Source organism: Rhizobacter terrae (assembly GCF_003852895.1).
Taxonomy (GTDB): Bacteria; Pseudomonadota; Gammaproteobacteria; order Burkholderiales; family Burkholderiaceae_C; genus Albitalea; species Albitalea terrae.
Map to the genome: position 1 here is coordinate 645,344 of NZ_QUSW01000002.1, position 22,640 is coordinate 667,983.

17 protein-coding genes and 2 pseudogenes are annotated in these 22,640 nt (G+C 67.7%); 9 read left to right on the forward strand and 10 right to left on the reverse strand.

Annotated features, from left to right (window positions below; all coding sequences use genetic code 11):
* Positions 1-3: 3 nt before the first annotated feature.
* Positions 4-1,869, reverse strand: coding sequence for an ABC transporter ATP-binding protein (locus DZC73_RS10055; RefSeq protein WP_124540083.1), 1,866 nt, complete (start codon positions 1,867-1,869; stop codon positions 4-6).
* Between the two features lie 227 nt (positions 1,870-2,096).
* Here DZC73_RS10055 and DZC73_RS10060 point away from each other — a divergent pair, with 227 nt between their 5' ends.
* Genes DZC73_RS10060 through DZC73_RS10070 form a run of 3 tightly spaced genes read left to right on the forward strand, consistent with a single transcriptional unit; the run spans position 2,097 to position 3,971 of the window.
* The gene (locus DZC73_RS10060) at positions 2,097-2,873 is read left to right on the forward strand and encodes a fumarylacetoacetate hydrolase family protein (protein ID WP_124540084.1); all 777 of its coding nucleotides are present in this window, start codon (positions 2,097-2,099) and stop codon (positions 2,871-2,873) included.
* A 13-nt stretch (positions 2,874-2,886) separates the two neighbouring features.
* Positions 2,887-3,432, forward strand: a complete 546-nt coding sequence (locus DZC73_RS10065; protein WP_124540085.1) for a GNAT family N-acetyltransferase — start codon at positions 2,887-2,889, stop codon at positions 3,430-3,432.
* Positions 3,429-3,971 (forward strand): YfbM family protein, encoded by a 543-nt coding sequence (locus DZC73_RS10070; RefSeq protein WP_161974529.1) that lies wholly within the window; start codon positions 3,429-3,431, stop codon positions 3,969-3,971. The genes DZC73_RS10065 and DZC73_RS10070 overlap by 4 nt, the downstream gene beginning before the upstream one ends.
* 79 nt (positions 3,972-4,050) lie before the next feature.
* Here the strand turns inward: DZC73_RS10070 and DZC73_RS10075 are convergent, their stop codons facing one another.
* The 6 genes from DZC73_RS10075 to DZC73_RS10100 form a co-directional block, all read right to left on the reverse strand.
* Complete coding sequence (locus DZC73_RS10075; RefSeq protein WP_235835061.1) at positions 4,051-5,100, reverse strand: MBL fold metallo-hydrolase; 1,050 nt, start codon at positions 5,098-5,100, stop codon at positions 4,051-4,053.
* A 99-nt stretch (positions 5,101-5,199) separates the two neighbouring features.
* On the reverse strand, positions 5,200-5,712 hold the full coding sequence (locus DZC73_RS10080; RefSeq protein ID WP_124540088.1) for a hypothetical protein: 513 nt from the start codon (positions 5,710-5,712) through the stop codon (positions 5,200-5,202).
* A gap of 66 nt (positions 5,713-5,778) precedes the next feature.
* Complete coding sequence (locus DZC73_RS10085; RefSeq protein WP_124540089.1) at positions 5,779-7,167, reverse strand: DUF1501 domain-containing protein; 1,389 nt, start codon at positions 7,165-7,167, stop codon at positions 5,779-5,781.
* Between the two features lie 27 nt (positions 7,168-7,194).
* The gene (locus DZC73_RS10090) at positions 7,195-8,910 is read right to left on the reverse strand and encodes a DUF1800 domain-containing protein (protein ID WP_235835062.1); all 1,716 of its coding nucleotides are present in this window, start codon (positions 8,908-8,910) and stop codon (positions 7,195-7,197) included.
* A 127-nt stretch (positions 8,911-9,037) separates the two neighbouring features.
* Positions 9,038-10,045 carry an NADPH-dependent aldehyde reductase Ahr gene (gene ahr, locus DZC73_RS10095; RefSeq protein WP_124540090.1) on the reverse strand — a complete coding sequence of 336 codons (1,008 nt, stop codon included), beginning with the start codon at positions 10,043-10,045 and terminating at the stop codon, positions 9,038-9,040.
* A gap of 104 nt (positions 10,046-10,149) precedes the next feature.
* Complete coding sequence (locus DZC73_RS10100; protein ID WP_161974530.1) at positions 10,150-10,650, reverse strand: BON domain-containing protein; 501 nt, start codon at positions 10,648-10,650, stop codon at positions 10,150-10,152.
* 201 nt (positions 10,651-10,851) lie between these two features.
* On the opposite strand from DZC73_RS10100, the pseudogene DZC73_RS30175 reads away from it, so the two are divergent.
* From DZC73_RS30175 to DZC73_RS10120, 5 genes and pseudogenes are all read left to right on the forward strand, one after another.
* Positions 10,852-11,202, forward strand: a pseudogene (locus DZC73_RS30175) (response regulator); the annotation flags it as partial.
* Between the two features lie 78 nt (positions 11,203-11,280).
* Positions 11,281-11,991, forward strand: a pseudogene (locus tag DZC73_RS29985) (sensor histidine kinase); the annotation flags it as partial.
* 66 nt (positions 11,992-12,057) lie between these two features.
* Positions 12,058-14,244: an ATP-binding protein gene (locus tag DZC73_RS10110; protein ID WP_124540093.1), complete on the forward strand. Its 2,187-nt coding sequence runs from the start codon at positions 12,058-12,060 to the stop codon at positions 14,242-14,244.
* Positions 14,245-14,353: 109 nt separating this feature from the next.
* Entirely contained in the window at positions 14,354-14,809 is a 456-nt protein-coding gene (locus DZC73_RS10115) for a response regulator (protein WP_124540094.1), read from the forward strand.
* Positions 14,810-14,815: 6 nt separating this feature from the next.
* The gene (locus tag DZC73_RS10120) at positions 14,816-16,444 is read left to right on the forward strand and encodes a response regulator (protein WP_124540095.1); all 1,629 of its coding nucleotides are present in this window, start codon (positions 14,816-14,818) and stop codon (positions 16,442-16,444) included.
* On the opposite strand, the gene DZC73_RS30445 is transcribed toward DZC73_RS10120, so the two are convergent.
* Both DZC73_RS30445 and DZC73_RS10130 read right to left on the reverse strand, forming a co-directional pair.
* Complete coding sequence (locus DZC73_RS30445; RefSeq protein WP_124540096.1) at positions 16,422-18,362, reverse strand: bifunctional diguanylate cyclase/phosphodiesterase; 1,941 nt, start codon at positions 18,360-18,362, stop codon at positions 16,422-16,424. The genes DZC73_RS10120 and DZC73_RS30445 overlap by 23 nt on opposite strands.
* 46 nt (positions 18,363-18,408) lie before the next feature.
* Positions 18,409-19,173 carry a transglutaminase-like cysteine peptidase gene (locus DZC73_RS10130; protein WP_235835063.1) on the reverse strand — a complete coding sequence of 255 codons (765 nt, stop codon included), beginning with the start codon at positions 19,171-19,173 and terminating at the stop codon, positions 18,409-18,411.
* Positions 19,174-19,492: 319 nt separating this feature from the next.
* On the opposite strand from DZC73_RS10130, the gene DZC73_RS10135 reads away from it, so the two are divergent.
* Complete coding sequence (locus DZC73_RS10135) at positions 19,493-21,052, forward strand: TolC family outer membrane protein (RefSeq protein WP_235835064.1); 1,560 nt, start codon at positions 19,493-19,495, stop codon at positions 21,050-21,052.
* Here DZC73_RS10135 and DZC73_RS10140 read toward each other — a convergent pair.
* Positions 21,027-22,460 (reverse strand): aspartyl protease family protein, encoded by a 1,434-nt coding sequence (locus DZC73_RS10140; protein ID WP_124540097.1) that lies wholly within the window; start codon positions 22,458-22,460, stop codon positions 21,027-21,029. The two genes, DZC73_RS10135 and DZC73_RS10140, sit on opposite strands and share 26 nt — an antisense overlap.
* Positions 22,461-22,640 lie beyond the last annotated feature (180 nt).

Genomic DNA, 22,640 nt, shown 5'->3' on the forward strand with positions numbered 1-22,640 from the left:
CTTTCAGGCAGCCCGTTGCGTGTCCGAATCGTCGGCCTCTTCGCCCAGGAAGCCGCCGCTCTGGTGCGCCCACAGCCGGGCGTACAGGCCGCCCTTGGCCAGCAACGTGCGGTGGTCGCCTTCCTCCACGATGCGGCCCTTGTCCATCACGATGAGCCGGTCCATGGCGGCGATGGTCGACAGCCGGTGCGCGATGGCCACCACCGTCTTGCCCTCCATCAGCCGGTAGAGGCTGGCCTGGATGGCGGCCTCGACCTCCGAGTCGAGAGCGCTGGTGGCCTCGTCCAGCAGCAGGATGGGCGCATCTTTGAGCATCACCCGTGCAATGGCGATGCGCTGGCGCTGGCCGCCCGACAGCTTCACGCCGCGCTCGCCCACGTGGGCGTCGTAGGCGCGGCGGCCCTTGGGGTCGCTCAGCGTCTGGACGAAGTCATGCGCCTCGGCACGCTCGGCGGCGCTCATCATCTGCGCGTCGGTGGCATCGGGTCGGCCGTAGAGGATGTTGTCGCGCACCGAGCGGTGCAGCAGCGACGTGTCCTGCGTCACCATGCCCACCTGTGCGCGCAGGCTGTCCTGCGTCACGTGGGACACGTCCTGCCCGTCGATGAGGACCTGGCCCTCGTCCACGTCATAGAAGCGTAGCAGCAGGTTCACCACCGTGGACTTGCCCGCTCCCGAGGGGCCGACCAGGCCGATCTTCTCGCCCGGGCGGATGTGCAGCGACAGGTGGTCGATGACGCGGCGGCCTTCACCCGCCGCGCCGTAGGAGAAGCTCACGTCCTCGAAGCGGACCTCGCCGCGGTTCACCGCCAGCGGCTTCGCGTCGTCGCGGTCGGTCACCTGCAGGCTCTTTGACAACGTGTTGATGCCATCCTGCACCGTGCCGATGTGCTCGAACAGCGAGGCCATCTCCCACATCACCCAGTGGCTGATGCCGTTGAGCCGCAGCGCCATCGCCGTGGCCGCCGCCACGGCGCCGACGCCGGCCAAGCCCTGCGTCCACAGCCACAGTGCCACGCCTGCCGTGCTGAGGATGAGCCCCATGCTCAGCGCGTGGTTGACGATCTCGAAGCCCGTGACCATGCGCATCTGCGCATGCACGGTGGCCAGGAACTCCTCCATCGCGCTGCGGGCGAAGCGTGCCTCGCGGCCGGCGTGGGAGAACAGCTTGACGGTGGCGATGTTGGTGTAGGCGTCGGTGATGCGGCCGGTCATCATCGAGCGGGCATCGGCCTGCGCCTGCGCCACCTTGCCCAGGCGAGGAACGAAATAGCTCAGCGCGCCGACGTACAGCGCCAGCCAGCCGAGGAAAGGCAGCAGCATCCAGGCGTCGAAGTTGCCCAGCACCACCAGCAGCGTGACGAAGTAGATGATGACGAACACCAGCATCTCGGCGGCGATCATCCAGGTGTCGCGCACGGCCAGTGCGGTCTGCATCACCTTGGTGGCGACGCGGCCGGCGAACTCGTCCTGGTAGAAGCCCATGCTCTGCGACAAGAGCAGGCGGTGGAAATTCCATCGCAGCCGCATCGGGAAGTTGCCCGCCAGCGCCTGCTGCTTGATCGCCGACTGGATGGCCACCAGCACCGTGCTGCCCAGCAGCAGTGCCAGCAGCAGCGTGAGCGTGCCCTTCTGCTCCGCCCACAGCCGCGAGGGCTGGATGCGGCTGAGCCAGTCGACCACGTTGCCCAGCATGCCGAACAGCAGCGCCTCGAACGCGCCGATGAGCGCAGTGAACACCGTCATCGCGAGGATGTAGCCGCGCATGCCGCGCGTGCATTCCCACAGGAAAGCGAAGAAGGCGCGCGGCGGGGGTTTGGGAATGCCGTCCGGGTAGGGGTGGACGAGCTTTTCGAATTGGCTGAACAAGAGAGCTCCCCGGGTGAGGGAGGGAGATTAGCGGAAGTGCGCAAAGACTGCTGGATGTGGATTGCTGTTCTGGCGGAGGGTCATGGCAAAGTAGCATCACGAAGGCCACCACGATGACACCGGGAGAAATGCACTCGCGGCCACGAATGGGGGCGAACGCATCAGCCTGACCTTCCGGAAGATTGCCCAGTGACGCCTGCGCAATCGTCAGCTTTCAAGGACCACGCATGTCAACCAACGAATTGGCCCAGGCGCTCGCCAGGGCGCGCAAGACCGGGCAGCCTCTGCGCGCAGCCGACTGGACCGATGCCGTGCTCGACGAAGAGCAAGCCTACGCTGTACAAGATGAGGTAGCGGCGTTGCTCGGCTGGGCGCCACAGGGCGGACTGGTACGCCATTGGAAATCGGGGGGCGCGTCACGCTCCGGGCCCTTCAGTCATTCGCCATTGGATCCTGCGGGTATCGACCACGCTGGCGAGGCTGGGTCGTTCCTTGGCGTCGAAGCAGAGATCGCACTGCGGCTGGGCCGTGATGTTTCGCCCGAGACCGCACTGAGCATGCAGCCCGAGGACGTTGACAGGTGCATCGATGCCATGACTGTCTCGGTGGAATTGGTCTCCTCGCGCTGGCAGGAGGGCCTGGCCGCGCCAGCCTTGCTTCGCATGGCAGATCACCAGTCGCATGGCGCGCTCCAGTTGGGTGCCTGGCACGGCTACCGACGGCTGGATTGGGCGAACCTGTCCTTCCGGTTGTTGCAGCAGGACGCCGTCGCGTTCGAGCGACGCGGCGGGCATTCGCTTGATGATCCGGCCTTGGTTGTGCCCGCCTTGTTGAGGCACCTGTCCCGCGGCGGACTGACGGTCCCGGCAGGAACGATCGTCACCACCGGCGCGTGGGGCGGCATGCAGGCCTTGAGCGCCGGCAGCCGGGACGGCGGGGTCATCGACGTGAGCTTCGAGACATTGGGAAGTTGCAGCTTCAAGTTGCAAGCTCCGCGGCCTTGATTCGCACACCGTCATGCCACTGCAACTCACGCTTCGGCCTGCGCTTCCAGACGACGCATCCGTTCTGGCCGCCTTCGCCTCCACCGCCTTCCGGGACACCTACCGCGACCTCGACGACCCGCAAGACATCGCCGACTACGTGGCCGAACACTTCACGCCGGAAGTCCTGGCACAGGACATCGCAGACCCATCGTGCATGACGCTGCTGGCCGAGGCAGACTCCGTGCTGGTGGGCTATGCCGTCATCAAGCAATCCAGCCCGCCCGACTGTGTCGAAGGACCAGCGCCGATCGAGCTGGCACGGCTGTACCTCGGGCACAAACACATCGGCCGAGGCTACGGCGCCCAGCTCATGCTCGCCGTCCACGCCGAAGCCCGGCGGCAAGGTGCCCAGACCCTCTGGCTGGGTGTCTACGATCGCAACCTGCGGGCCGTGCGGTTCTACGAGCAGTTCGGCTTCCGCAAGGTCGGCGGCAAGGAGTTCCTGTTCGGCGGACAGGTCTACATCGACCCCATCTACGCAGCGCCCGTGCGGGGCAATGAATGGAGCCACCCTTGAATCGTCGCCAACTCCTCGTCCTGCTCGCAGGCGCATGCACGACGTCTGCACATGCAAGCGTCGTCTTCTACATGGCGGCGGTCAACTCAGATGAGGTGCCGGCGCTGGACGCGAATGCCCGCAAACTTGGCTCCGTCTTGCTGGAGTCGTCGGGCAATTGGAATCTCTATCTGGACAAGGCCTGGGATGGCCTGCATTGGATCCTCACCGGCGCTGCAAAGTACGACAAGGCAAACCCGTTATCCGAAATGCTGCGTGGCGGAAGCTCCTTGGCAACACAACTCCCATACGGCAAACCAAAGATGCATTCGCCTCGGCAAGTCAAGGCATATGCGCGACGACTGGCCGCCGAGACTGACAGTTCGCTGCGTGGCCGCTACGACCCTGCCGAAATGGATCGGCAGAACGTCTACCCAGGCGACTGGGCAGATGACCCGGAGGAAGGGTTTGCATACCTCCTTTCCGCGTTCCGCATGCTGCAATCCTTCACTGTCCGGGCTGCAAAGGCCGACAAGGCCATCCTTTGTTGCTGGGGTTGAGCGCCAACACATCTCACCGTCGTGCCTGCGATCGGCAGTTCCTGGCCAGCAACGAGCGCCGGCAGCGGCTGCCCAGCGATCAACGCCGCGGAATCCGCCGCGTCTGTCCCACCGCCAGCACGAAGAAATCCTGCTCGCTGATCCCGGCTGCCTCACGCTCCAGCACCAGTTGCCGCGGCGGTTCATCCAGTGCTTCGTCCGTCAGCTCGAACGTGCCCCAATGCACGCCCAGCGATCGCTTGGCACCCAGGTCCTGGTGGATCTTCACCGCCTCGTGCACGTTGACGTGCTGGTCCGCCATGAACCAGCGCGGCTCGTACGCGCCGATGGGCACCAGCGCAATGTCGAAGCCACTGCCGCCTTGCCGCTGCGCGAGCCGCTGGCGGATGTCCTTGAAGTCGCGCGAGTAGCCCGTGTCGCCTGCGTAGAAGAGATGGCAGTCCGGCGCCATCACGGCAAAGCCGCCCCACAGGGTGAGCATGCGGTCGCTGAGGCTGCGCGACGACCAATGCTGGGAGGGCAACAGCATGACCTCCACCTCACCGGACTGCGCACGCACGACATGCGAATCCCACCAGTCGAGTTCGACCGCGTTCGACACGCCCTTCGAATGCAGCCAGTCCTTCAGGCCCAGCGGAACGACGAAGAGCGGAGCGCCGCCATCCTGTGCATTCAGATGCCGGATGGAGGCTTCGTCCAGGTGGTCGTAGTGGTTGTGCGAGGCCACCACCAGGTCGATGCGGGGCAGTTCGCCCAGCGCCATGCCGGGCGGCAGATGCCGCTTCGGTCCGGCGAACGCCACCGGCGAGGCGCGGTCTGAAAAGATGGGATCCGTCAGGACGTTGAGCCCGCCCAGTTGCGCGAGCACGGTGGCATGCCCGATCCAGGTGACCGCCGGCTCCATCGCGACGCCGGCCTTCGCGTTGGCTTGGATGAAGGCGAGGTCCGGCTGCGTGCTTGGAATCGGTTCGACGGGACGCGGAGGCAGCCCCTGCCGCGATGCATTCCAGCGCCATCGCAAGACCTCGGCCAGGCTCTTGGGCTGGAAGTCGCCATCGTTGTTCTGGAACCCGTCTGGGCGGTGGTGGGGCTTGGACGGGTCGTAGTAGCGGTTCTTCGGTCGGCTCACGGTGGCAACGCCTGGCGACGAGCTGAAAGCGGCCATGATGCCCGAGCCCTCACCGGGCCGCTGTCGCGACTCGGTCAATCGGCGGCCCGGCACTCGCGATCAGGCGTCGCCACCACCCGTGCCGTCCGCCGGCTTGGGAGCCCAGCCCTCTTCGGTCATCACCCAAGACTGCCGCCCGTCCCACAGTTCGAGGCCGATGGCTTCACCGACCGTGCCCGGAAAGGCACGGCTCTCCGTGGGCGAGATGACGAGCAGTCGTGCCAGCGCCTCGTCTTCGGGCACTGGCACAGGCATCACGTATTCACCGTCGGGCAGATTCATCAACGCATCCATGTCGGGCTGGCCCAGCAGTACCGCCTTCAGCGGCAAGGGAAATGCCGCGAGGAATTCACCGACCAGCTCCTGGTCGTAGAGTGCCAGCGCGGCCACCAGCCGAAGGCGGCTCTTGAGGTCCCAGGCGTGATCGAAGGCCGTCTCATAGTGAGGACGGCCCTCCAGCACGGCGGCGATCTGCGGCACGGTGACGCGATACCACTTGGCGGCTTCGGCAGCCGTCATGGAGTTCATTCGCGGCACGGGAAACGGAAACGCGGGCTGGATGTCGTTCGCCATGGGACGGCTCGTTTGACGCGGAACCGGCATCTTGCCATCGCGCCGGCGCAAGCCAGCCCGGAACGATCACCCCATGAAGCCCAGATCCCGCGTCGACGCGTCATAGTTCGCGAGATTCGGCAACACCGTCAGCAAGTCCGTCGACGAGATGCCCAGCCAGCCGCCCAAGGTCGCGGCGTACTGGTCCACCGACGTGCTCGGCAGCAGCCTCCCCTGCCCCACGTCATCCGGCCCGTTGTTCGCCACCGCCGGCGGCGTGCCGTAGAAGCGCTGGCCCTTCACCGCACCGCCCATCATCATGTGCATGCTGCCCCAGCCGTGGTCGCTGCCGTCGTTGTTGCCGGCGAGCGTGCGGCCGAAGTCGGAAGCAGTGAAGGTGGTGACCTTGTCGGCCACGCCCAACTCGACGGTCGCGTTGTAGAACGCAGCCATCGCGCCGCTCACGGCAGACAGCAGGCCCGGGTGAGTGGACACCAATCCGTCATGCGTGTCGAACCCACCCATGGACACGAAGAACACCTGCCGCTTCGCGCCCAGCGCCGATGCGCACGAGATCATGCGCGCGACCATCTTGAGCTGGTCGGCCAGGCTGCCCGTCGGAAACGCGGTCGTGATCGCCGGCGCACCGGACAAGGCGGTGGACAAGGCCCCGTCCGCCACGATGGACCGGTTCATCACACGGCTGTACTCGCTCTCGAACATGTCCGTGCGCGACTGCGTGACGATGGTTCGCAGCGCGTTGGAGCATGCCGTGGAGCCGAACAGCGGCTTGGCGATGCCGTTCACCGCCACCGATCCGTTGGTGGACACCTGGTACTGCACCGCCGTCTTGCCCGACATGAAGACCGCATTGCCCGACACGTTCACGCAGGTGAAGGTGGCGTTGCCGTTGCCCGACTCGAAGAGGTCGCCCATGCGGCCGCCCCAGCCCGAGGTTGCACCCTCGGGCGAGGAAGACTGCCACACCGATTGCTGGTCGTTGTGCGAGAAGAGCTTGGGCGGCAGCGGCACGGACTTGGCGGTGTACTGCGCCTTGGTGGTCGGCTGGATGAGCGTGCCCACGTTCAGCAGCACGCCCAGATGGCCTGCGTTGAACAGCGGCAAGAGCGGCGACAGCTCCGGCGCGAAGGCGTACTGCCGGCTGTCGGGCAGCGCCACCGACGGCGCCAGTGCCGTGGCCGTCAGCGCGTCGCGCGCATAGGCCAGCGTGGGCCGCTGCGCCTGGTACAGCGTGTAGTTGGTGCTGTCGTAGGGAACGAGGGTGTTCGCATAGTCGTTGCCGCCGTAGAGGAACACGCACACCAGCGCCTTGTAGTCGGTCGCCGTGGCGGCCGAGGCCTCGGCCAGCGTGGCGAGGTTCAGCGCCCAGGGCGCGGCCGCGCCGGCAATGGACAGGCTGGATGCGCGCTTCAGGAAGGCGCGACGTGATGCGTTCATGGGACCGATGTTGTTCATGGTGATGTCCTTGTCGTCGCCGCGCCGTCACTTCTGGACGATGAATTCGGGGGTCGCCATCACGAGCAGGATGGCCGCGTAGATGCGGTTCAACCGCGTCGCGTCGGTGCCGCTGGGCATCGTGTCGAGGGCGGTCTTCATCGTGGCGATGGAGGCGTCCGCCACCCGCCCTGCCGCCAGCAGCACGTTCAGCTCGTCGAGCAGGCTCTGGCCGTTGTCGGCCAGGGGCAGCATCGCGCTGTAGTCGGCCTTCACGTCGCTGGTGCCGCCCACGCCGGTGCCGATGAGCTTCTGCATGAAGTTCAGGTAGCCCACCACCGACGATTCGTTGGTGATCTGGAACTCCGGCGCCACGAGCGATGCGCTCGCGATGCTGGTGTTGGGCGGCACGTAGCCGGGCCGGAAGAAGTTGAACACCGAGGGCGAACGCAGCGGGCTCTGGCCCAGCCGCGTGGACGAATCCGTGGTGTTGCCCACCACCCAGGCGTCGCTCGCCGAGTTCACGCCGAAGGCCCGTGCCCAGGCCGTCATGCGCAGGATGGGCTCGCGCAGCTTGGCGAAGTTGGCGTTGCCTGCGTGATCCGCATTGCGCGCCTCGTCGTCGAGCAGGATGGCCTTGATGACCGCCGCCAGGTTGCCCTTCACGCCCGTGCCATCGTTGTTGAACACCGCCGACACGCGCGACACGTAGGCCGTGCTCGGGTTGCTGCACACCAGCCGCTGGATGAGCTGCTTGCCGATGAAGGGCGCGACGTTGGCGTTCGCGAAGATCACGTCCAGCGCCAGCGTCAGGCTGGTCGCGCCATCGGTGTTGGCGGGAATGGTCTGCCCCAGGAAGGTCTTCTCGCCCAGCTCGTGCTTGGACGCGGTCATCGCCATCGGCCGCTTCTTGAAGTCGGGTGTGCTGGTGTCGCCGCCGGCCAGGTCGTAGTTCCAGCCGGTGAACACGCGCGCCAGCCCGCTGATGTCGTCCTGCGTGTAGGTCTCCTGCACCTTGCCGCCCACCGTGATGGGCGTGCCGTCCGCATTGAGCTTGAGCAGGCCGATGCTGAACAGCTGCATCACCTCGCGGGCATAGTTTTCGTCGGGGTTGGCGCCGGTGGTGGCGTTGTATTTCTGGTTGCCGCGGAAGGTGAGGTACTCACCCATCGGCGCACTCATGGAGATGGCCTGCAGCAGCGTGCGGTAGTTGCCGAAGGCATGGGTTTCGAGCAGGTCCAGGTAGGCCGCGGCGGAGAAGGCTTTCCACCCGCCGCCCACCAGGCCGTCGATGGCCGCCACCACGATCTCCGACAGTGCGAAGGTCACGCGTTGCCGCAGCGTGTCGGGCGAGGTGAGCAGCTTGCGCCACGCACAGGAGTCGAAGCCGGCTTCGCTGTTCTTGTTGGCAATGTCGTTGTAGCCCTTGGCCACCAGCCAGTCCCAGCGCGAGGTGTCGGCGGCCATGGCCATCTGCTCGTCGATCCAGGCGGCATAGCCCACAGCCTGCACGCGAGAGATCTGGTCGGCCGTGGCACCCATCGAAGCCTGGGCGAGGAAACGCGATGCATCCGCCCGCGTGATCACTGCCGGTGGCGGAGGAGGAGGTGGCGGCGGTGGACTCGCCGAACTCCCGCCGCCACATGCGGCCAGCACCGACGACGACAGCGCCGCCAGCGTGGTGAGTGTGCGTGGGGTGGATGCGGTGCGCGCCATGGCGTCCGCCGCCTGCGGTGCCGCAGGCTCGATCTGTGTGGTGTCCATCCGTCTGCCTCCAGTGCTTGGTGCGCGGAGAACCCCGCCGGCGTGCGGCGGGTTGACGGTTTCGCAAAGATTGACCCAGCTTTACGCCGGCTTCAACAAGCTACGAGATGTAGCCCAGGGCAAACCCTCAGGCGTCAAGCACAACGCGATAGCGCGCCTTGCCTGAACGCAGGCGATCGACGGCCTCATTGACCTTGGCCATCGGGAAGCGCTCCACCTGCGCGGTGATCTGGTGCCGTGCAGCAAAGTCCAGCATCCGCGCGATGGTGCCCGGCGAGCCGGTCGGCGATGCCGACACGCTGCGCTGCCAGCTCATCAGCGAACCGGTGCGCAGCTTCATGCCGTCGGTCACCACGCCCACCAGGTGCAGCCGGCCCTTGGGCGCGAGCGTGGTCATCAGCCCGTCCCAGTCCAGCGTGGCACCCACGGTGACAATGAGGAAGTCGATGCTGCCCGCGATGCGCTTCATGTCGTCGCGGTCGATGCTCGATGCGGTGCGGTGCGCCCCGAGCGCGAGCGCCTCGTCGCGCTTGGACGGGCTGGAGGTGAAGGCCGTGACCTCGCAGCCCCAGGCGCGCGCGAACTTCACCGCGAGGTGGCCCAGGCCGCCGATGCCCACCACGCCGATGCGCTGCAGCGGCGTCACCTCATGGATCACCAGCGGGCTGAACACCGTGATGCCGCCGCACATCAGCGGCCCGACGGAGGCCGGGTCCAGCGCATCGGGAATGGGCAGCGCCCAGGCCCAGTGAGAGCGCAGGCGGTCGGCAAAGCCGCCGTGGCGGCCGACGATGGTCGGCTGGCGCTTCGCGCACAAGTGCTGCTCCCCGCCGATGCAGGCGCGGCAGTGCATGCAGCTCTTCGTGTGCCAGCCCACGCCCACCCGCTGCCCCACCTGCAGGCCCTTGACCTGCGGGCCCACCGCCACCACGCGCCCGACCACCTCGTGGCCGGGCACCACCGGATAGCTGGTCGCGCCCCATTCGCTGTCGATCATCGCCAGGTCGGAATGGCAGATGCCGCAGTGCTCGACCTGGATTTCCACGTCCTCGGCGTCCAGCGGGCCGGGGTCGTAGTCGAAAAGCTGGAGCGGGCCGCCCGCGGACTGTGCGGCCCAGGCGTGAAAGAGGCTCATGTCGCGTCTTCAGCTGGTGGTGAGGACGCGATCTTCGCCCGGGTTTGCGCCGCGGGCAGTCACGGCGGAGACCTTTGGGCAAGGGTTTTCGCGGATCGGTGCGATCAGCTCTTGCTGCCCACCGTCAGCTGGTTGTCCACGCTGGTCACGCCCTTCACGGCGGTGGCGAGGCTGGTGGCGCGGGACTTGGAGTCGGCATCGGGCGCCGTGCCCTTGAGCACCACGCGGCCGTTGTCGGTGTCCACATTGATGGCCAGGGCGCTCAGCTTGCTGTCCTTGGCCAGCTCAGCCTTCACCGAGGTGGTGATGAGGGCGTCGGACACCTTGTTGGAGGCCTGGTCGGCCGCGCTCTTGGTCGCGTCCTTCACGTCGGTGGCGGCATCCTTGGTCGCCTGCTTGGCATCCTCGCCAGCCTTTTTCATGTCCTCGCCGACGGTGGTGCTGCTGGAACTGCTGGTGCTGCCGGTGCCGGAAGTGCTGGTCACGGGCGCGGTCTCGTCGCTGCCCTTCATGGCGCCGACGTCATCGCGCTTGCCGCAGGCGGCCAGTGCCACGCCGGCCACGACGACGGACAGGACGGTCAGGTTCAGGGACGGTTGCTTCATTTCTCTCTCCTGGTCAGGTGAATGATCCGCAAGCCGGCAAGGCGCCAGCCCGTCGGTGCGTTCCACGAACCCTGCAAACTTAGGCGCCTGCGGATGCCGATTCATTCGGCCAGCACCGCGTCGGCTTGTCGGACGATGCTGACGTGCGCAAAATCCGCTTACACAACAGCGCCAGGGTGATTGGCGCAAAGGCGGTGTCCCATGGACCGTGACCCCGAGGGAAAGACCATCCTCATCGTCGACGACATGCCGGCGAACCTCGGCGTCCTCACGACCCACCTGGAGCGCGAGGGCTACACCGCCGTGGTCGCGCAAGGCGGCGAGGAATGCATCACCCGGGCCCACTTCGTGCAGCCCGACCTCATCCTGCTGGACGTGATGATGCCGGGGCTGGACGGCTTCGAGACCTGCCGGCGCCTGAAGGCCGCGCCCGAGACGCAGGACATCCCGGTGGTGTTCATGACCGCGCTCACCGACACCGGCGACAAGCTCACCGGCTTCTCGGTGGGCGGCATCGACTACGTCACCAAGCCGCTGGACGGTGCCGAGGTGCTGGCGCGCATCGACACGCACCTCACCTTGCACCGCCTGCGCCGGCAGCTCGCACGGCAGAACGAGCAGTTGCAGGAAGAGATCGACGCGCGCCGCGAGACGGAGGCCGCGCTGCGCCGCTCCAACGCCGAGCTGGAGCAGCTCGCCTACGTGGCCTCGCACGACATGCAGGAGCCGCTGCGCATGGTGGCCAGCTACCTGCAGCTGGTGGCCCAGCGCTACAAGGGCCAGCTCGATGCGGATGCCGACGAGTTCATCGGCTACGCAGTGGACGGCGCCAAGCGCATGCAGGCGCTCATCAACGACCTGCTGGCCTATTCGCGGCTGGGCACCAAGGCCCGACCCTTCGAGGCCACCGACTGCGACAAGGTGGTGGACATCGCCCTGGGCCACCTCGCCATCGCCCGCACCGAGAGCGGTGCCCAGGTGACCCGCGACCCGCTGCCCCGGGTGATGGGCGACGCATCGCAACTGCTGCAGCTGTTCCAGAACCTGCTGGCCAATGCCTTCAAGTTCAAGCGCGTCGACCCGTTGCAGGTGCACATCGGCGCGCAGGCCATCGAGGGTGCCTGGCGAATCAGCGTGAGCGACAACGGCATCGGCATCGCGCCCGAATACTTCGAACGCATCTTCGTGCTGTTCCAGCGGCTGCACGGCCGCGGTGACTACCCTGGCACGGGCATCGGCCTGGCGCTGTGCAAGAAGATCGTCGAGCGGCATGGCGGCACCATCGCGGTCGAGTCGAAGGAGGGCCAGGGCTCCACCTTCAGCTTCACCATCCCCCGCTGACTAACCCCAACCCCGCGGCCCGCAAGGCCATGCCATGATGACCCTGCCTTGCGGGATGGAGTCCGGATGCGCCTGAAGCTTCGCTTGTCCATCGTGCTCGCCGTGGTGGTGGGGCTTCTCATTCCCGCCGCCGTGGGCAGCCTGTTCACGCTGGGCTATCAGGAGAAAGCCCTCGCCGCCCGGCTGGCGGCCGACCACGCGCGGCTCACCGAGATCCTTGCGCTGGGCGTGGAAAGCAGCCTTTGGAACGTCAGTCCCGAGAGCGGCCGTCCGCTGGTGGATTCGATGCTGGGCGACGACCGCGTGGTCAAGGTGATGGTGCGCGACGAGCGCTTCAACACCTTCCTGTGGGGCGAGCGGCCCGAGCGCCGCAAGGGGCGGCAGTTCTCGCTGCTGCGCAATGTCTTGCGCGAAGGCACGGTCATCGGCGACGTGATGCTGGAGATCGATTCCGGCCAGCTCGATGCCGAGGTGGGAAATGCCCGCTTCATCCTGCTGCTCACGCTGCTGGGGCAGCTCGTGCTGAGCGTGCTGCTGATCTCCGGCCTGCTCAATGGCCGCCTGGTGGAGCCCATCCGCCGGCTGATGTCCGAAGCCGACCGGCTCGCGCTGCGAGAACTGGACGCGCCCTTTCTCTGGAAGCGCGACGATGAGCTGGGCAACCTGGGCGCCGCGCTGGAGCGCACGCGGCAGTCGCTGGCGGCGCTCTTCGATGAACTGGAAGCGAAGAACCGGCAGTTGCGCAGCGACATCGAGCGCCGCATCGCGGTGGAGCAGGAACTCCAGCGCCATCGCGAGCACCTGGAAGAACTCATCGAGGGCCGCACCACCGAACTGATGGATGCGAAGGAACGTGCCGAGGTGGCCAACCAGTCCAAGAGCGCGTTCCTGGCCAGCATGAGCCACGAACTGCGCACGCCGCTGAACGCCATCCTCGGCTACGCGCAGATCCTGCAGCACGACGACGGCGTGAGCGAGCGGGCGGCCAACGGGCTGCACACCATCCGCCAAAGCGGCGAGCACCTGCTCATGCTCATCAACGACATCCTCGACCTCTCGCGCATCGAGGCCGGCAAGCTGGAGCTCTACCCCGACTCGGTGAACCTCGGGCAATTCCTGAAGACAGTGGCCGACACCATCGCCATCAAGGCGCAGCAAAAGGGCCTGATGTTCACCCTGGTGGCCGGCAGCACGCTGCCCGAGGCGGTGCAAGTGGACGCCAAGCGACTGCGCCAGGTGCTGCTGAACCTGCTGGACAACGCGGTGAAGTTCACCGATTCGGGCGGCGTGACGCTGCGCGCGCAGCGCCTGGACGACGGCGACCTGCACGCGCGCCTGCGCTTCGTGGTGGAGGACACCGGCGTGGGCATCGCCGCCGATCAGCAGCAGGCCGTCTTCCTGCCGTTCGAGCAGGCGGGCGATGCGCAGCGGCGCCTGAGCGGCACGGGCCTGGGGCTGGCCATCAGCCGGCAGCTCGTGCGGCGCATGGGCGGCGACATCGCCATCGACAGCGCGCCGGGCCGCGGCAGCCGCTTCAGCTTCGAGCTGCGGCTGGCCTGCAGCATCAGCGTGCCGCCGGTGGCGGAGAAGGTGCCGCGCATCACCGGCTACGACGGACCGCGCCGGCTCGTGCTGGTGGTCGACGACGTGGCCGGCAACCGCGCGGTGGTGATGGACCTGCTCGGCTCGCTGGGCTTCGAGCTGGACGAGGCCGACCACGGCGAGGCGGCCATCGGCACCGTGCAGGCCCGCCGGCCCGACCTCGTGCTGATGGACATCCTGATGCCGGTGATGGACGGCCTGACCGCCATGCAGCGCATCCGCGAACTGCCCGGTTGCGCGCACCTGCCGGTGATCGTGCTGTCGGCCGGCGCGTCGGAGCTGGACAAGGCGCGCAGCCTGCGCATGGGCGCGGACGGCTTCCTCGTCAAGCCCATCGACTTCGACGACCTGCTCGTGCGCGTCGGCACGCTGCTGCACCTGGCGTGGCGGCATGAAGCGCCCGCACCGCAGGGTGGAACCGATCCCGGCGAACCGCTGACGCCGCCGCCGCCCGAGGAGATCGAGGAGCTCTACCGGCTGGCCCGCATCGGCAACATGCGCAGCATCCGGCAAAGCGCCGAAGCCCTGGCGGCCCGTGACCCGCGCTACGCGGCGTTCGCCAGGCTGCTGGCCACGCTGTCCAGCCGCTTCGAATCGCAGGCCATCATGGAGCTGATCGCCAGGTACCGGGCGGCCGGCAAAGCGCCGTGAGCCTCCTGTCCAAGCGGTTTCAGCGGCTCGGGTAAGCGCCCTGTCCGCAGGCAGGCTTCAGGTCTATAGTGCAAGGCGCTCGTGGACCCCGGGCCCCGGGAGGAGTCTCATGACCTCTGGAAGGACACTGCGACCGATCGAGATCCTCATGGTCGAGGACAACCCGGGCGACGTGCGTCTCACGCAGGAAGCGCTCAAGGGCGGCAAGGTCTGGCATGAGCTGGCGGTGGCCAGCGACGGTGTGGCCGCGCTGGACTACCTGTTGCGCCGCCCACCGCACGAGAACGCGACCCGGCCCGACCTCATCCTGCTGGACCTGAACCTGCCGCGCAAGGACGGCCGCGAGGTGCTGGCCGCCATCAAGGCCGACCCTTCGCTCAGGAGCATTCCCGTGGTGGTGCTCACCACCTCGCAGGCCGAGGAGGACGTGGTCCGCGCCTACAACCTGAACGCCAACTGCTACGTCACCAAGCCGGTCGACTTCGCCCAGTTCACGCGCATCGTGCAGGCCATCGAGGACTTCTGGTTGACCGTCGTCACGCTGCCGCCGCGGCCGGGCCTGTGAAGCTTCATGGAAGCGCCCATCCGCGTGCTGCTGATCGAGGACAACGCTGCCGACGCGCGGCTGATCGAGTTCATGCTCGGGCAGTCCCGCGCCCTGCAGTTCAAGCTGGCCTGGGCGACCAGCCTCGGTGAAGGCATCGCCCACCTGGCACAGCATGTGACGGACGTGGTGCTGCTGGACCTGGGCTTGCCCGAGAGCACCGGCCTGGACACGCTCAGGCGGCTCATGGCGCGCGGCGTGCACGTGCCCACGCTGGTGGTCTTCAGCGGGCTCACCGACGAGGAGATCGCAGTGCAGGCCCTGCAGCAAGGCGCGCAGGACTACCTCGTCAAGGGCCAGGTGGACAGCGCCCTGCTCGTGCGCGCCATCCGCTACGCGATTGGCCGCAGCCGCGCGGAGGAAGCCCTTCGCCAGGCGCATGCCGAGGCGCAGCTGGCCAAGGAGCGGGCGGAGGACGCCAACCGCGCAAAGAGCAATTTCCTGGCGAACATGAGCCACGACCTGCGCACGCCGCTGAACGGCATCCTCGGCTTCGCGCAGATCCTGCAATGGGACCGCTCGCTGGGCGAGCGGCAGCAAGCGGGCGTGTCGGCCATCCGGCACAGCGGGGAGCACCTGCTCACGCTCATCAATGACATCCTGGACGTGGCCAAGATCGAGGCGGGCAAGCTGGAGATCTTTCCCGCCGACTTCCACCTGGGGCAGTTCCTGCGCGTGATCGAGGACATCATCCGCGTGAAGGCTCAGCAAAAGACCGAGCTGGAATTCGTGTGCGACTACGCCGAGTCGCTGCCCGAGGCCGTGCGAGCCGACGAACGCCGGCTGCGCCAGGTGCTGCTGAACCTGCTGGACAACGCAGTGAAGTTCACCGACCGCGGCACGGTGACGCTGGCGGTACGGCATGCAGCACCATCGGCCCTGCGCTTCGAGGTGCGCGACACCGGCAACGCCTTGAGCGAGCAGCAGCAGGCGCGGCTCTTCCGGCCCTTCGAGCAGGTGGGCGATGCGCACCAGCGCAGCGGCGGCACCGGGCTGGGCCTGGTCATCTGTCGGCAGTTCGTGCGGCTGATGGGCGGCGACGTCAAGGTCGACTGCCAGCCGGGCGCGGGCAACATCTTCTGGTTCGAGCTGGAGCTGCCGGAGGTCGAGTGGACAAGCGGCCCGCCGTCGGCGCCCTCGCCGCTGGATGCGCTGGCCAGCCGCACGCACCGCCAGAGCGTGCTGGTGGTGGACGACGTGCCGGAGAACCGCGCCTTGCTCGTGGCCGCGCTGGGCGGCGCGGGCTTCGAGGTGCATGAAGCCGGCACCGGGGTGACCGGCCTGGCCAGCGCCCAGGCGATGCGGCCGGACATCATTCTCATGGACATCGTGATGCCGGACCTGGACGGCATCCAGGCCATCCAGCGCCTGCGCGGCATGCCAGGCTTCGCGCTCACGCCCATCGTGGCGGTATCGGCCAGCGCAACGCCGGAGGTCGAAGCGCGCACGCTCGCGGCCGGCGCCAATGCCTTCGTCGCCAAGCCGGTGAACCTCAAGGCGCTGATGCAGGTCGTCACCAGCCAGCTGCGCGCAGCGGCCGCGGCGGGCAGCCGCGGCGCACCGCAGGCCATGCTCACGCCAGCAGGTCGCGCCTGACGCCGCTGGCCCAGGGGCCGGTCACTGCGTCGGTGCCGATGTTCCACAGCACCTGCGCGTCGTCGCCGTCGGCCACGCCTTCGGCGATCACCTTCATCGACAGGCCGTGCAGCATGGCCACCACGCTCTTGAGGTAGGTGATGCGGCCTTCGTCGCCGGCCACGCCCTGCACCGCGCTCGCATCGAGCTTCACGTAGTCCAGGCCGGCCTCGAACAGGCGGTCGATGCGGGCGAGCCGCTCGCCCGCGTGCTCCAGGCCCACGCGCACGCCGGTGGGCCGCAGCTGGTGGGCCAGTTCCTGCACCTGCGCGAACTGCTCCACCGCGGCGATCTCGGGCACCTCCAGCCAGAGGCTGCGCGCATGCTGGGGCGCATCAAGCAGGCGTGCACGCAGGCGAGAGGCGAAGGCGCTGTCCTGCAGCGACGCGCTGGAGACATTCACGCAGCGCGGCTTGCCGTCGGCCTCGATGCCTTCCAGCGCCAGCTCCACCGCCCGCTCGTCAATGAGCGCGGTGAGCCGCCCGCGCAGGGCCAGCGGCAGCCACAGCGCCGCGCTGTCGTAGCCGGCCTGCGGATCGAGCTGGATACGCAGCGGGCACTCCAGGTGCAGCAACTCGCCCGAGGAGGTGATGACCGGGAAATTGACCAGCTTCATGCGGCCATGCGCCAGGGCTTCGTTGATGCGCCGACGCCAGGTGTTCTCGCCCAGGGTGGTGGTGTCGGCGGCGCTCTCGCCATCGCCGGTACTGCCCAGTTCCACGGCGAAGTCGCCGCGGCTCTCGGCCCGCGCCAGCGCCGCATCGACCGCGCCCATCACCTGGCCCACGGCCGTGCCGCTGTGCATCTCCACCGCGCCCACCGCCACGGCAATGCCCGAGCCGAAGGCCGGCAGGGCGACGGCCAGCGCCTCTGTCACCGCTTGTGCGGTTTCCAGCGCCACGCCGCCCACGGGCAGGCACAGGGCGAAATCCGAACCGTTGAGGCGGCCCAGGTGGCAGCCCTTCACGCGCTGGGTGTACTCCTGCAGCGCCTGCGCCACCGCGGTGATCATGCGGTCGGTGTTGGCATGTCCCAGGTTGCGGTTGATGCCGGCCAGGTCCAGCACGCGCAGCAGCACCAGGCCGCTTTGCGCCGCCACGTCCTCGCCGTGCAGCGAGGTGCTGAGCTGGGCCATGAAGTGCTTGCGGTTGGACAGGCCGGTGAGCGGGTCCGAATGGGCCTCGCGGCGCAACGCCTCCACCTGTTCGGCCTGGGCGTCGAAGATGATCTTCAGCCGGCCGACCATGGTGTTCATCGCTTCGGTGAGCCGCGCGAGCTCGGGCACCCTCGGCTGCTCCACCGTGATGAACTCGCCGTGGACCAGCGAGTGCGCCTGCGCCACCGCCGCGTCCAGCGGGCGGCGGATGCGCTCCACCACCGCACGTGCGATCAGCGCCGCCAGCACCGCCACCACCGCCAGCGCGAAGGCCGAGCGCATGCTGCCCACCCACAGGTCGTCGTGGGCAAAGGCCGTCTGGCTCACCACCTGCACCGAGCCCAGCGCGCGCCAGCCGTCGCTGACCTGCGCCACGCCGGGCGTGGAATCGATCGGTACCAGGGCCACGAACCAGTTCGGCGCCTGGCTGGGCAGCAGGTTCTGCTCGCGCAGGAACGCCGTGCGGCCATCGGCCGTGGTGAGCTTGATGTGCCGGTAGAAGCCGGTGTCGAACTGCGCCGACATCAGCAGCTCCATCAGCTGCTGATCGCCCTTTTGCTGCGACAGCGCCAGGGCCAGCGAGGCGGCGTTGTCGTTGTTCTTGATGCGCAGCTGCGTCTGCAGCGTGTCGCGTGCGGAAGTGATGACCACGCCCACGCTTCCGAAGAAGGCAAGCAGCAAGGCCCCAACGAGCAGCAGCCAGATCTGGCGGATCAACGACATGTGTTCTTCCTTCTGGTTCTTGTTGTTGTCATTGTGGTTGTGTTTTTCATTGGAACCCTTCGGCCCGCGCCTTGACAAGCACCTCGCGCCAGCGCGACAGGCGCGCCGACGGATCGCCCGCGGCCTGCGAGCCCACGCCCTGCCACAGGCCTTCGCTGTTGAAGCTGAACACCGGCGACAGGTCGGGCCGGCGCGAGGCCGGGCGCACTTCGCTGATGAGGCTGTCCAGGATCAAGGGTTCGGCGTTGGGCGCTGAGTAGTAGGCGAGCACCATGTGGGCCTGCACCGTGCCGCCCGCGCCGCCGATCTGCGCCCGAACATACACGAGCCTCAGCTTCTGCACGGGCATACCCAGTGCGACGAGACTGAAATACTTGGCGATGGCGTAGTCCTCGCAGTCGCCCGCGCCCTTCTCCATCATCTCCATCGGGCTGGCCCAGTAGTCCACCTGGCCCCAGACGTCGATGTCCTCGCGCGAGAGGATGCGACGGTTGAAGAACTGGTTGAGCGCGTCCAGCTTGCCAGCATCGTCCAGGTCGGCAGCGCCGTGCATCACGGCCTGCAGCGCCTTCGCCCCCGCCAGTGCCCGCGGGCCCTGCTTGGCGGCCGCGGCCAGCATGCGGTCGGCATCCCAGGCCAGCGGCCGCAGGCAAGTGACCAGGAAGAACAGCAGCATGGCGCGCTGCAGCCAGGGCACGCACGCCGCAACGGCCGCCTGCAGCCGTGGACGCACACGCCACGCCCGGCGCTTCGAGGGCGAAGCAGGCTCGGGCCGCGCGAAGGCGGACGGCAAGGCTTGCGAGTCGGTCACGGTTGGAGGGTTCTTCGTCGGGTTGTCGTCCGCCGGCGCCACAACTTGAGACCTTTCGGTCCATGAAGGGGCGTGACATCGGTCACATGATCGGTTGCAGCAGCGCGTCAGGCTTTGAAAAACCTTGTTTCAACTCCGTGAACTGGCACACGCAAGGCTGGGAAATCCCGTGGCGGGCACCTGTTTACGGGGCAAGCACGTATGTGAGCACGCATACACTCGCGACCATTGCTCGAAAAGGGACGATGTTCGGGATGTTTCGCATCCAGACCAGCGTTTCAGCACGTACATGCCACGTCCTTCGACAACACCGACAACCATGCAGTACAAAAGAACCGCCTTCATCGCCACGATTGCCCTGTTGCCGTTGGCGATGCAGGCGGTGGCGCAGACGCAGAAGGTCACCGACCCGCTTCGTGCCGCCGTCGAGAAGGCGGTGCTGACCAACCCCGAGGTCTCGGCCCGCTTCAATGCCTACCGCGCGTCCATCGACGCCGTGGATGTGGCCCGCGGCGCCTACTACCCCCGGGTGGACCTGAACGCCAGCGTCGGGCACGACAGCGACAAGATCACCTCGCGCAGCCCCGAAGCCCAGTCGCTCAACCGCACGGGCACCTCGCTGACGCTGACGCAGCTGCTGTGGGACGGCCTGGGCACCAGGCGCGAAGTCGAGCGCGTGGGGCACGAACGCCTGGCCCGCTACTTCGAGTTGCTGGACGCCACCGAGCTGACCGCGCTGGAAGCCGCACGCGCCTACTACGACGTGCAGCGCTTTCGCCGCCTGGTGACGCTGGCCGAGGACAACTACGTCCAGCACAAGTACGCCTCGCTGCAGATCCAGTCGCGCTTCAAGGCCGGCGTGGGACGCGGCGTGGACCTGGAACAGGCCAATGCGCGCCTGGCGCTGGCGGAATCCAACCTCAGCACCGAGGTCGCCAACCTGCACGACGTGACGGCGCGCTACCAGCGCATCGTGGGCGAGGCGCCTCCCAAGACCTTGCCCATGCATGTGCCGCTGAAGGCCGGCATGCCCGCCAGCAACGATGCCGCGATGGACGCAGCCATCCACCAGAGCCCCGCGGTCAGCGCGGCCATCGAGACCCTGCGCGCCACCCGTGCCGCGGCGCAGACGCGCCAATCGGCCTTCCAGCCGCGCGTGGAAGCCCGCGTTCGCAGCGGCGGCGGCAACAACTTCGACGGCGTGCGCGACCAGAAGCGCGACAGCACGGCCGAGATCACGCTGAACTGGAACCTGTACAACGGCGGCGCCGACCAGGCGCGCGTGCGCCAGCAGGCCAACTTCCTGAACCAGGCCGTGGACCAGCGCGACAAGGCCTGCCGCGATGCGCGCCAGACCTCGGCCATCGCCTTCAACGACACCCGCAAGCTCACCGACCAGCTCGTCATGCTGGACCGCAACACCCTGGCCATCGAGAAGGCGCGCGACGCCTACCGCCAGCAGTTCGACATCGGCCAGCGCTCGCTATTGGACCTGCTCAACGCCGAGAACGAGGTCTACACCGCCAAGCGCGCCTACGCCAATGCGGAGTTCGACCTGGGCATCGCCTTCGCCCGCACCCATGCGGCCATGAACCAGCTCACGACGCAGCTGGGCGTGGCGCGCGTCGATCCGTCGGTGTCCGACGCGACCGGCTGGGACATGGGCGAGGACGCGCCGGGCCGTTGCCCGGTGGTCAGCTCCGAGGTGACGGCCACCGACATGAACGCGCTGGACGAGCGCGCCCGGCAGATCGCGACCTCGGTTGCTCCGGCACCGGCTCCGGTGGCACCCAAGCCTGCTGCGCCTGCATCGGCGCCCGCCGAGCCCAAGCCGGCGGCATCGCAGCCGCTGGTCAAGAAGGCAAAGAAGACGTCCTGAGCTCGATGCTGGCGAGGTGCATGGTGCGCCTCGAATAGTCGAAGCTGCATGAGTAGCGGCGCAGGATGTCGCCGCCGATGTTGCCCGCGACCCCTTGCGTGGCCGTGGGCCCGCTGTCTGCACTCGGCAAGGTCAGCAACGGTTCTTCCACGATCAACCCTCCCAGGTCCAGCCGGCCCGCACAAGCGATGCGGCCGCGCACGGCCCCGCCCACGCCCCAGCCGATCACCGTTTCGTCGCCGGCACCGTACCGGTCGTCGAGCCCATGCGCCTGGACGAAGGGGCGCCACAGCGTGAGTGCGTTGCGGTTGCCCGTGTCGACCCAGAACTGGCCGGGCAGCTCATCCAGCATCGCGTTCACCGTGGGGATGTGCGCGTAGAACGTCAGCGGCAGCCGGTGCGCATGCGCCGGGGGATGGAAAGCATCGGGACGCGTCAGGGTGACGCGCCGCTCGGCATGGTCGATGGTCACCACGAGGCGCTTGAAGAGTTCATGGCCGAGCAGGCCATCGCACTGGTGACCGTCGGCCTGCTCCAGTCCGGACAGCGGCAGGACGCGCATGAGCTGATGCTTCATGGTCAAGCGGTCGCCGATGCAAAACTCATCGACCCGCACGAAGCCCGCATCGACGGACGCCTCGCCCGGCCCGCGCGCCTCCAGCGCCCCTTCGATCTGCAGCCCGGCGCGCGCCGCGGTTTCCGGGGTGAGCAGGTTCACGCCGCCGGTGTCGAGCAGGAACTGGAAGTCCTGTCCACCGAGGGTCACGCGCAGGTAGACATGGTTGTGCGCCACCTCGAAGGGAACGCTGCATTCACTGCCGCCATCGATGAAGGCCACATCGTCGATCGACTGGCGTGGCACATCGAACGAATCCTCGGGCCATGCAGGGTCCAGCTCCACGATGGACAACTGCACGACGACATCGCGGCGCGCGTCGCCGGTTCCGGTGACGATGCGAAACGGAATGCCCAGCCCGCCAACATCGCGATGGTCTTCGTAGCGCTTGGCCATCTCCAGGCCGTGCACGTCCTGCAGCGTGCGCGCCAGGCGGCTGCCGGCACGGTCGAACCACAGCTGGACAGGCAGGCCGTTCGTGGTGTGCACCTGAACGAGCTCGTGCCCTGCGATGCCCTCGCCCGATGGCGCGCAGGCACTGCATTCATGCGGAGCCAGCCAGTACCCGCGAGCAAGCAGGAAGGACTCGGTGACCGCCATTTGCCGGGCCGCCGCCGAATCCTGCACGGCCACCTCGCCACCGGCCCCGCACTGCCAGGCGACCTGGCCATCGAAGCCGCGCAGCACTGGCGCAGGCCCCAAGGTGTAGCGTGTGAGGAAACGCCCCGTGCGCATGCACACCCACTGCTCGTACGGACCTGACAGCCCACCCGCGGCGATGGTGCCTGCCATGCGCAGCCCCCGCACCGTGTTCCACCGGTCACCGCCGGCGGCGGCCTTCGCCCGGGCCAGCAAGTCATTCGCGTGGGCATCACCAACCGGTGGCGATGGGGCAAGAAGAGGATCGTGATGGCGCACCGGCGCTCCTGGAGTTCATGGAGCGCGCGATTCTGTCGATGATCGGCCCGTGCA

Excerpts from the sequence above, each read along its gene's own strand:
- DZC73_RS10060 (WP_124540084.1), top strand. The coding sequence starts at position 2,097 with ATGTCAACCAACGAATTGGCCCAGGCGCTCGCCAGGGCGCGCAAGACC.
- DZC73_RS10065 (WP_124540085.1), top strand. The coding sequence starts at position 2,887 with ATGCCACTGCAACTCACGCTTCGGCCTGCGCTTCCAGACGACGCATCC.
- DZC73_RS10080 (WP_124540088.1), bottom strand. The coding sequence starts at position 5,712 with ATGGCGAACGACATCCAGCCCGCGTTTCCGTTTCCCGTGCCGCGAATG.
- DZC73_RS10085 (WP_124540089.1), bottom strand. The coding sequence starts at position 7,167 with ATGAACAACATCGGTCCCATGAACGCATCACGTCGCGCCTTCCTGAAG.
- DZC73_RS10090 (WP_235835062.1), bottom strand. The coding sequence starts at position 8,910 with ATGGACACCACACAGATCGAGCCTGCGGCACCGCAGGCGGCGGACGCC.
- ahr (WP_124540090.1), bottom strand. The coding sequence starts at position 10,045 with ATGAGCCTCTTTCACGCCTGGGCCGCACAGTCCGCGGGCGGCCCGCTC.
- DZC73_RS10100 (WP_161974530.1), bottom strand. The coding sequence starts at position 10,650 with ATGAAGCAACCGTCCCTGAACCTGACCGTCCTGTCCGTCGTCGTGGCC.
- DZC73_RS10110 (WP_124540093.1), top strand. The coding sequence starts at position 12,058 with ATGCGCCTGAAGCTTCGCTTGTCCATCGTGCTCGCCGTGGTGGTGGGG.
- DZC73_RS10115 (WP_124540094.1), top strand. The coding sequence starts at position 14,354 with ATGACCTCTGGAAGGACACTGCGACCGATCGAGATCCTCATGGTCGAG.
- DZC73_RS10120 (WP_124540095.1), top strand. The coding sequence starts at position 14,816 with ATGGAAGCGCCCATCCGCGTGCTGCTGATCGAGGACAACGCTGCCGAC.
- DZC73_RS30445 (WP_124540096.1), bottom strand. The coding sequence starts at position 18,362 with ATGTCGTTGATCCGCCAGATCTGGCTGCTGCTCGTTGGGGCCTTGCTG.
- DZC73_RS10135 (WP_235835064.1), top strand. The coding sequence starts at position 19,493 with ATGCAGTACAAAAGAACCGCCTTCATCGCCACGATTGCCCTGTTGCCG.
- DZC73_RS10140 (WP_124540097.1), bottom strand. The coding sequence starts at position 22,460 with ATGGCAGGCACCATCGCCGCGGGTGGGCTGTCAGGTCCGTACGAGCAG.